This is a genomic window from Thermus altitudinis (genome assembly GCF_022760835.1).
In the GTDB taxonomy this organism is placed as follows: Bacteria; Deinococcota; Deinococci; order Deinococcales; family Thermaceae; genus Thermus; species Thermus altitudinis.
Genome location: NZ_JAKTNQ010000051.1, coordinates 1 through 8,300 on the forward strand (window position 1 = coordinate 1; position 8,300 = coordinate 8,300).

At 65.8% G+C, this 8,300-nt stretch carries 9 protein-coding genes, 1 pseudogene and 1 riboswitch; of the genes and pseudogenes, 4 read left to right on the forward strand and 6 right to left on the reverse strand.

The window, feature by feature from the left end; translation table 11 throughout:
* The 4 genes and pseudogenes from L0D16_RS11895 to L0D16_RS11910 all read left to right on the forward strand — a co-directional run.
* Positions 1 to 513, forward strand: a pseudogene (locus L0D16_RS11895) (IS200/IS605 family accessory protein TnpB-related protein); the annotation flags it as partial.
* Positions 497 to 640 (forward strand): hypothetical protein, encoded by a 144-nt coding sequence (locus L0D16_RS11900; RefSeq protein ID WP_243032413.1) that lies wholly within the window; start codon positions 497 to 499, stop codon positions 638 to 640. The pseudogene L0D16_RS11895 and the gene L0D16_RS11900, both read left to right, overlap by 17 nt.
* A gap of 40 nt (positions 641 to 680) precedes the next feature.
* Entirely contained in the window at positions 681 to 866 is a 186-nt protein-coding gene (locus L0D16_RS11905; protein WP_126205308.1) for a hypothetical protein, read from the forward strand.
* Positions 867 to 918: 52 nt separating this feature from the next.
* Positions 919 to 1,266, forward strand: coding sequence for a single-stranded DNA-binding protein (locus L0D16_RS11910; RefSeq protein WP_243032414.1), 348 nt, complete (start codon positions 919 to 921; stop codon positions 1,264 to 1,266).
* Between the two features lie 118 nt (positions 1,267 to 1,384).
* Here L0D16_RS11910 and L0D16_RS11915 read toward each other — a convergent pair whose 3' ends face one another.
* The 6 genes from L0D16_RS11915 to L0D16_RS11940 form a co-directional block, all read right to left on the reverse strand.
* The gene (locus L0D16_RS11915) at positions 1,385 to 3,064 is read right to left on the reverse strand and encodes a ribonucleoside-diphosphate reductase subunit alpha (protein ID WP_014511005.1); all 1,680 of its coding nucleotides are present in this window, start codon (positions 3,062 to 3,064) and stop codon (positions 1,385 to 1,387) included.
* Positions 3,065 to 3,074: 10 nt separating this feature from the next.
* Positions 3,075 to 4,049, reverse strand: a complete 975-nt coding sequence (locus tag L0D16_RS11920; protein WP_243032415.1) for a ribonucleotide-diphosphate reductase subunit beta — start codon at positions 4,047 to 4,049, stop codon at positions 3,075 to 3,077.
* Complete coding sequence (locus L0D16_RS11925; RefSeq protein WP_014511003.1) at positions 4,030 to 4,431, reverse strand: acyl-CoA thioesterase; 402 nt, start codon at positions 4,429 to 4,431, stop codon at positions 4,030 to 4,032. The genes L0D16_RS11920 and L0D16_RS11925 overlap by 20 nt, the downstream gene beginning before the upstream one ends.
* A 130-nt stretch (positions 4,432 to 4,561) precedes the next feature.
* Positions 4,562 to 4,733: riboswitch (cobalamin riboswitch) on the reverse strand.
* Between the two features lie 177 nt (positions 4,734 to 4,910).
* Complete coding sequence (locus L0D16_RS11930; RefSeq protein ID WP_039457527.1) at positions 4,911 to 5,837, reverse strand: ABC transporter ATP-binding protein; 927 nt, start codon at positions 5,835 to 5,837, stop codon at positions 4,911 to 4,913.
* Positions 5,837 to 6,595 carry an ABC transporter gene (locus tag L0D16_RS11935; protein WP_243032416.1) on the reverse strand — a complete coding sequence of 253 codons (759 nt, stop codon included), beginning with the start codon at positions 6,593 to 6,595 and terminating at the stop codon, positions 5,837 to 5,839. Before L0D16_RS11935 ends, L0D16_RS11930 begins: the two co-directional genes overlap by 1 nt.
* Positions 6,596 to 6,784: 189 nt before the next feature.
* Positions 6,785 to 8,215, reverse strand: a complete 1,431-nt coding sequence (locus L0D16_RS11940) for a radical SAM/SPASM domain-containing protein (RefSeq protein ID WP_243032417.1) — start codon at positions 8,213 to 8,215, stop codon at positions 6,785 to 6,787.
* Positions 8,216 to 8,300: the final 85 nt, after the last annotated feature.

Here is an 8,300-nt window from a genome sequence, read left to right on the forward strand (position 1 = left end):
GGGATGCTGAAGTACGCCCCCCTTCTTTCCCTCTCCAAGGACGTGGCCGCCGCTTACGTCATTGGGAGAAGGGCCTTGGGGTTCAGGGAAAAGCTTCCCAGGGGGTACGGGAGGCTTCTCCGGGACCAAAGCTTCAGGGACCACGTCCAGGGCTTCTACGCCTCCAGAGTCCGGGAACTCCAAGCCAAGAAAGCGCAGGAACAAAACCCCGACCTCAGGCGCAGGCTTTCCCGGGAGATCGGGGAGGCGAAGCGCCACCTCTCCTTGCTTTCAAGCCTTCAGGGCTCGCCGGGGAGCCAAGAGGGGTCCACCGAGGGAAGGAACCTTCTTGGCGGCAATCCCTGGAGGGTCCTGAGGGTAGGCCTCTTCCTTCCCCTCCTCGGGCGCGAGGTGCCCCGCGACCTCTCCCCGCTGAAGGTCATCCTTCACCGGGGAGCGTGGGAGGGGTGGAAGGGAGGCTTAGGTCCTCCTCCTGGTGGAGGGCCGGAGTGCGCTAATGTGCGCTCTGCTTGACCAGGCCAAGGGGATCCTTGAGGACTGGCTCAGGGGGCTCCTCACCGACCGGGAGGCCCTCGAGGCCATCTTCCAGGCCGCCCGGGAGAACAACTTCTCCCCGGATTTGGAAGAGGAGGAGGGCTAGGGGGCCTAGAGGCCCCACGGGAATGAGCGGGAGGTGAAGGATGAAGGACCTAAGGCTCACCCCCGAGCAGGCGGTGGCCCTCCTCAACCTCCTCCAGGCGGAGGAGGACTGGGAGGGGGACCTCCCGAAGGCCCTCCGGGAGGTAAAGGAGGCCCTGAAGGCGTGGCTCAAGGAAGAGGGGCTTAGGAAGAGCCCCGCGGGGAGCTACTACCTGGTCAGGCGCTAAGGGCAGGGGGGGCTAAAGCCCCCCCGGAGGCCCGGCGAAAGGAGGAAAGCGAATGAAGGCGACTCTGAAGGCGTACCTGGCGAGGAAGCCCGAGCTGGTCTACACCAACCAGGGCGTGGCGATTTGGAAGACCTCCGTGGCCGTGCAGGGGCGGCGGAAGGAAGACGAGACGGTCTTCGTTGAGGTCCTGGCCTTGGGCGGCCTCGCCGAGGCCCTGGCGGAGATGGACCCGCCCAAGGGGACCTACGCCCACTTGGAGGGCAGGCTCCAGACGGAGACCTACGAGGGGAAGGACGGCAAGAAGACCCGGCTCACCCTGGTCCTGGACGACTTCGCCCTTCTGGTGCGGCCTAAGAAGGCAGAAGGGGCGGAGGGAACGCCGAGCGAGGACCTGTTCTAGAGGGCAGGGGGGCGGCGGAGAGCGAGGTGTGGGGGTTTGAGGAGCTACCGTTCTGAGGCCCCTTTAGTGCCCGGGGGAGGGTTCCCTTCCCCCGGGCCTTGCTTGGGGTAGCCTGCCCTCAGCTCTCGCAGGCTTGGCAGGAGAGGAGGAGGTCCCGGCTGTAGGCCTGGGCCACGCTCTGGCTGAACTGGTAATAGAGGGCCTTGAGGCCCGAGCGCCAAGCGTGGAGGACCAGGGCGTTCACGTCCTTGGGCGGGGCCTCCGGGTGGATCACAAGGTTCAGGGACTGCCCCTGGTCAATGTGCTTCTGCCTCGAGGCCGCCAGGTTCACCAGGGTCATCTGCGAGACTTCGGCGAAGGTCTTGAACACCGCCTTTTCCTCATCGGTGAGGAAGTCCAGGTGCTGCACGGAACCGTTGTGCTCCAGGATGCTCCGCCAGACTTTTTCCTCGTCCTTGCCCTTTTCCCTCAGCACCTCCTCCAGGAAGGGGTTCTTGAAGGGGACGCGAGCTTTCTGTAGGTCCTTCAGGTAGTAGTTGCTGGTGTAGGGCTCTATGGAGGGAGAGACCTGGCCCAGGATGAAGGCGCTGGACTTGGTAGGAGCGATGGCGAGGAGGGTGGCGTTGCGCCTTTCCTTAAGCTCCCCCACCCCGGCGAGCTCGTCCTCGGGGTGCCGCTTCCTCAGCCACCTCGAGGCCTCCTCGGCCCGCTCCCGTATGGTCTTGAAGATCTCGGCGTTCCTACGGAAGGCCTCGGGGCTTTCCAGGGGGATTCTTTGGGACTGGAGGTAGCTGTGCCAGCCCAGGACCCCGAGGCCGATGGCCCGGTAGCGCTTGGCGAAGCGCACCGCCCGCTCCATGTAGGGGATGCCCTCCGCCTTCTCAATGAAGTCGTCCAGCACGGAGTCCAGGAAAATGACCAGGGTCTCCACCGCGTCCGTGTCCTTCCACTCCTCGTAGTGGAGGAGGTTCAGGGAGGAGAGGCAACAGACGAAGCTCTCTTCCTCCGAGGAGGGGAGCATGATCTCCGTGCAGAGGTTGCTGGCCCAGATGGTCTTGCCGAGGGTTTTGAAGACCTCGGGGGCCTTTTGGTTGGCGTTGTCCCGGAAGAAGAGGTAGGGGATGCCCACCTCGGCCCGGCTCTTCAGGACCTTGGCCCAGCGGGCCCGCTTCTCCCCGTCCCCGGCGATCATCTCCTCAAGCCAGCGGTCCCCCACGCTCACCCCCCAGAAGAGGGACTGAACCGGGGAGTGCTCCCGCTGGATGGAAAGCCACTCCTCGAGGTCAGGGTGCTCTATGTCCAGGTAGGCGGCGCACTGGCCCCTGCGGGTGGAGCCCTGGTTGAAGACCTCGATCACCCGGTCAAAGAGGGAGGCGAAGGCAAACGAGCCGTTGCTCTCCCCGTTGTCCCGGATGGGGGCCCCCCGTGGGCGGAGCCTTCCCAGGTAGAGGGAGGTCCCTCCCCCCTGCTTGCTCATCATCCCCACCTCAGCCACCGCCCTCAGGATGGAAGCGGTGTCGTCCTCCACGTAGGTGCCGTAGCAGGAGATGGGAAGGCCCCGCCTGAGGCCGTAGTTGGCCCAGATGGGGGTGGCGAGGGAGTACCAGCCCCGGGCCACGTACTCCTGGAACTTGCGGCCAAACCCCTCCACCTTGGTGAGGGCCTCGGCCCGCTGGGCGATCTCCCTCACCCGCTCCTCCACGCTCACCCCGGGCAGCAGGTAGCCCCGGCGCATGTAGAGGCGGGTGTGCTCGTTGGCCCAGTACCAGGGCTCGTAGGTCCGCTTGGTCTTGGTCATGCCTCCTCCTTCAGAAAAGCTCCTCCGGATCAAAGCTTTGTACCCTGCGCGCGTAGGCCACGCTCCGCTTGTTGAAGAAGTCCACCTCCTTGTCGGCGAGGAGCTCCAGGGTGAACCACTCCGTGTCCCGAAGCCTCGCCCGGTCCACAGGGAAGGCTTCGGGGAGTCCATGGAGGGCGAGGACTTCGTTGAAGCGTCCCTTGAGGAACTCCAGGGTTTCTCCGTGCCCCACCAAAGAGGGTTCCCCCATGGCGAAGAGCCAGTCCAGGAGGTTTTCCTCGGCCCGGAAGAGCTTCTGGGCGAGGCGTAGAGACTCTTCCTGAAATTCCTCCCCCAGGGCCTCGGGGTGCTCCGTCCTGAGGAGACGGAGGAGCTCCACCCCAAAGAGGCCGTGGACGTTCTCCTCCTTGCTGGTGACCTCAATGGCGTTGGAGATCCCTTTGTAGCGGTTGCCGCGGCGGTTTAGGGCCATGAGGACGTAGAACTGGGAGAAGAGGGAGACGTGTTCCGTGAAGGCGGAGAAGAGGAAGAGGGCGAGGGCGTATTCCCGCAGGTCCTTCCCCTGGGCGCGCCGAAGGGCCTCTCCCAGGGCTTGGGCCCGATCCCGGAGGGCGCTCGCCCCCTCCAGGGCCTGTCCAAAGGCCTCCTCCAGGCCCAAAAGCTCCAGGAGGTGGGCGTAAGCGTTGGCGTGCCGTACCTCGCTCTCGGCGAAGGTGAGGCCCACCTCGGCGATCTCGGGCTTGGGAAAGCGGTCGTAGACCCGGGCCCAGAAGAGCTTGACGGCGAGCTCCACCTGAGCGATGGCGAGGAGGGCGCGCTCCACCAGGGAGCGCTCCTTCTCGTCGGCCAGGGCGTGGTCCTGAAGGTCGGACTGGAAGCTGAACTCCGTGTGCACCCAGTAGCTGTGCCGGATGGCGTCCCGGAAGCGGAGGAGCTCGGGGTACTCGTAGGGGCGGTAGGCGAGCCTAGGCGCCGTGAGGGGCACGGGCCTCACCTCCTTCCAGGGGAGGCACCGGGCTTGGCCTCCCCCTTTCGTCCACCGCCACCAGGACAAACCCGCCCCGGGCGGCCAGGTAGGCCTCCTCGCCTTCCTTCACCGGCTCCACCCACATCTCCACCTCCACCCGCATGGAGGTGCGCCCCACCTCCCGCACCCGGGCCACCAGCTCCACGATGGCCCCCAGGGGGACGGGGCGCTTGAAGTCCACCGCGTCCGCGTGTACCGTTACCACCTTCTTGCGCGCGTGGCGCGTGGCGGCCACAAAGGCCGCCTGGTCCATCCAGGCCAGAACCGTTCCGCCAAACAGGGTTCCGTAGTGGTTGGTCTCCCCGGGGAAGACGGGGTAGACCATCCGCGTCTCCCGCATAGCGCCTCCTTGGGCGGGAAAAGCTTCCTAGAGCCGAAGGGCCTCTTTCGGGCGCTGGGCCCGTGACGGGTTTTGGGGGTTAGGCTAAGGTCCCACGGGTCTCACCACCTTCACCCTTGCCTCGAGGGCTACGGGGCAGGGCCGCGAAGCGGGTACTCGGGCTTCCGGCCGGGGCGGAGGGCGCGACGCTTGGGCCGGTTACCGTTGCGGGACAGCGCCGGACTTTCACCGGACTTCCCCCACCGCCTTTGGGCGTCCAGGCCTGTCGGCCTGGCATCGCGGCCAGGACACCCTAAGTCTTGGGCGTCCTGCCCAAGACCCTACCACAGGTTGGGTAAGGGGTCAACGGGAAGGGGGGCGCCTCGAGAGGCCCTTCCGCCATCGCGTTTTTGGGCCAATCCCCTGGGCCGACCCGGGTGGGGGGCGGTCCCTCGCCGACCCCCTCGAGGACCGGCAACACCCCCCTATCCCCCGTGCGGCTAGACAGTGCGAGGTTGTGCGCCAGGGGAAGGGCGGGCCTCCCCGAAGAGGTGGAGGAAGAGGGCCTCCAGGCTCGGCGTTCCCCTGGAGACCTCGAGGACCTCCACGGGAAGAGTTCCCAAGGCCTCCCGCAGCGCCTCCCACGGCCCGAGGAAGAAGAGGACCTCGGGGCCCTCGGCGCTCCAGCCGGGGCCTAAGGCCTGGAGGAGGGCCTCCGCCTTGGGCTCGGCGAGGCGCACCCGGTACCCCTCCCCGGCCCAGTCCCGGAGGAGGGCCCGGGTGGGGCCCTGCCGCCGCACCTCCCCCCGGTGGAGGAAGGCCACCCGGTCGCTCACCCGCTCCACCACCTCCAGGTCGTGGGAGGTGAGGAGGATGCCCCAGCCCTCCTTCTTAAGCTCCAGGAGGATCCCCTCAAACTCCCTCCGGCTCACGGGGTCCAGGCCCAGGGTAGGCTCGTCCAGGAGGAGGAAGCGGGGCTTGAGGGCCAGGGCCAGGGCCAAGGCCGCCTTCTGCTGCATGCCCCGGGAGAGGGAGGCGAGGGGGGCGTGGAGGCGGTCCTTTAGGCCGAAGCGCTCCAGCCAGGCCTCAAACCGGGGGCGGACTTCCTTTGGGGGAAGCCCCCGGATGCCCCCGAAGTAGAGGGCGTTCACCAGGAGGCTCAGGTTGACGTAGAGGTTGCGGCTTCCCTCCAGGAGGACGCCGAACTCGTGGCCCTGGGGCCTGCGCCGCGCCCCGCCCTCTTCCAGGACCACCTCTCCCGCGTCGGGGAGGAGGAGGCCGAGGACGACCTTGATGAGGGTGGTCTTGCCCGCCCCGTTGGGGCCCAAAAGGCCCAGGATCTCCCCGGCCCCAAGCTCCAGGCTCACCCCCTTGAGGGCCTCCAGCTTGCCGAAGCGCTTGTGGACGTTCTGCACCAAAAGCCGCATCAGTACCTCCCTAATAGGCCCCTCCGCCGCACCGCCGCGTAGACCCAGGCCATGGCGAAAAGCCCCGCCCCGAGAAAGAGGAGGGCCTGCACGAAGGCGAGGAGGAGAAGCCCGGGGAACGCCCCCTCCCCGGTGAGGGCGAGCTTCAGGAGCTGCGTCCCTGGGGCAAAGGGGAGGGGGGTCATCCAGGGAGCGAAGCGAACCAGGGAGAAGAAGTAGGGCAGGAAAAGGAACTGGACGATGGTGAAGAAGCCCTCCACCCGCTTGAAGTGAAGGGCGAGGGCCCCCATGCCCAGAGCGAAGCCTAGGGCGGCGAGGTAGAGAAGCAAAAGGCTCAAAGGCCACCAGGGGGCGGGGGCGAGCCGCACCCCGAGGAGAAGGGCGAGGGGAAGGAGGACAAGAGCGCTTGTGGTGATGCCCTGAAGTCCCCGTACGAGGGCGCGCAGGAGGAGCTGTCGGAGAAGCCCTCCTCGGGCCAGGCCCAGGTGCTCCAGGGTGCCTAAGGCGGCCTCGGACTGGACGGAATAGGCGATGGACTGGAAGGTGCCCACCACCAGGTTGAAGGCGGCGAAGACCAGGAGGAGGGGGCCCAGGTCCAGGCCCAGGCTCGCCAGCCCCTCGGGGGTCAGGTTCTCCAGGCCGAGGACCATGGAGTAGAAGAAGAGAACGGAGGCCAGAAGCCCCGCCAGGGTGTCAAACCAGTAGCGCCTGGTCAGGTTCCACTCTAAGAGAAACTCGCTCCAGAGTTGCCAAAACACAACGCTTCCTCGAAGATAAGAAGGCAGATTGGGGATTCCCCCTCACTGCCTTCTACTCAGCCTACCTATTTATGTTAGCACCGGCGGGTTTTTTGTTGGACACGGACGCCTACCGCCGCAACCCGGGTCTCCTAAGGGTTGCACGCGAGAAGGCCTGACAATCCACCGCATCCTCCTCACCTCCTTTCCCTAGCCCGTGCAGGGGCGAGGTGCCGGCTCTGCCTCGCCTGCACGTTCGGCTAGCAAAGTAAAGGTACGCTTCCAGTTCCACTTGAAGGTGGTGCACTCCAGCTCCACCTTCCCCTCAGGCATGGCCTCGGGGAAGACCACCTTCAAGGGGCACCCCCCCATGCACGCAGGAAGCCAGGTGCAACGGGAGCAGGCGAGCTTTTCGGAGAAGGGGTCCCAGGACATCCAGCGCTGGTAAACGGGGTTCTCCGCAAGTTGCAGGGGATCGTATTCCAGGAGGTTGCCCACGGCGAACTCGGGCTGCCCCACCGTGTCCCAACACTTCTGCAGGGTGCCGTCGGGCTCCACCACGAACCCCTCCGGATGGGCGGCCACGCACCCTCCAAGCTGAAGGGAGGGGTAGGGAAGGGTGGCCAGTCCTAGGCTTTCCGCAAGGGTGAAGTACTCCGGCTCAATCCGGGCGAAGTCCTTGCGGGTAAAGCAAAACCCTTTGACCCCGTGGCTGGGCGGGGCGGTGGAGGTTACGGGGGCAAAGTAGACCCGCAGGTTCTCCTGGTGGGCCAGCCCTTCCTCGGCCAGACGCTTCAAGAGGGCGGGCACACCCTCGCGGTTCCGGACGTCCACGTTGACCCGGATGTGGACGAAGACAGGTTTCCCGAGGAAGAGGCGCAGGTTGGCCAGGATGCGCTCAAAGCTCCCCTCCCCGGTAAGGAGGTGGCGGCGCTGGTCGTGGTAGGGAGCGTCCCCGTCCAGAGTGATCTGGACCAGGTGAATGCGGTAGCGGACCATGTCCGCCACCTTCCCTTCGTCCAGGAGGTAGCCGTTCGTGATGAGGCTCGCGCTGTACTCCACGCGGTTCCTCTCGGCTATCTCCATGAATCCTTGGGATAGCTTCTGAACAACATCCCAGGCCAGGGTGGGCTCACCGCCAAACCAGGTGACGAAGAACTTGCTGAGGCGGGGGGCTTTTTGAGCGAAGACCTCAAGAAGCTTGGCCTGAACCGCTTCGGTCATGCGGCTCACCCGGTGCCGCTGGAAACAGTAGTCGCAGCCGAAGTTGCAGTCTATGGTGGGACAGATCGTTAGGCTCCAGGCTTCCGTGGTGTAGCGCTGCCGCAGGTGGAGGGTCTTAAGGTAGGCCAGCTCGTCAAAGTTCTCGAGAACGACGAAGCGGCCTTCCACGAGCCCCTGGTCTACAGGGTTCTTGGGGTCCAAGGGCTCCCCCTTGACCAGGGCCGTGTAGCGCGCCCATCCTTCTGAATCCAAGACGGCCAGGCCACCGGAGAGGGAGTTGAAGGCGAGCTTCTCGCCCGTGGGCAGGGTGTGGAAGTGGTTGAAGCGGCTTGGTTTGTAGTTCATCCCTCCCCGGGTTGGTGCCTGGGCGGGTTCCTGGAGGTTCACCACGGGTAGCTGCAACATCCCGTCTTGCATGGCTTTCACCCCTCTCGGCTATCCTCAGGCTGGCCTCAGGGTAGCAGGGGGGAGGTTACGCGAGGTTACGCGGAAGGGGTTCCAT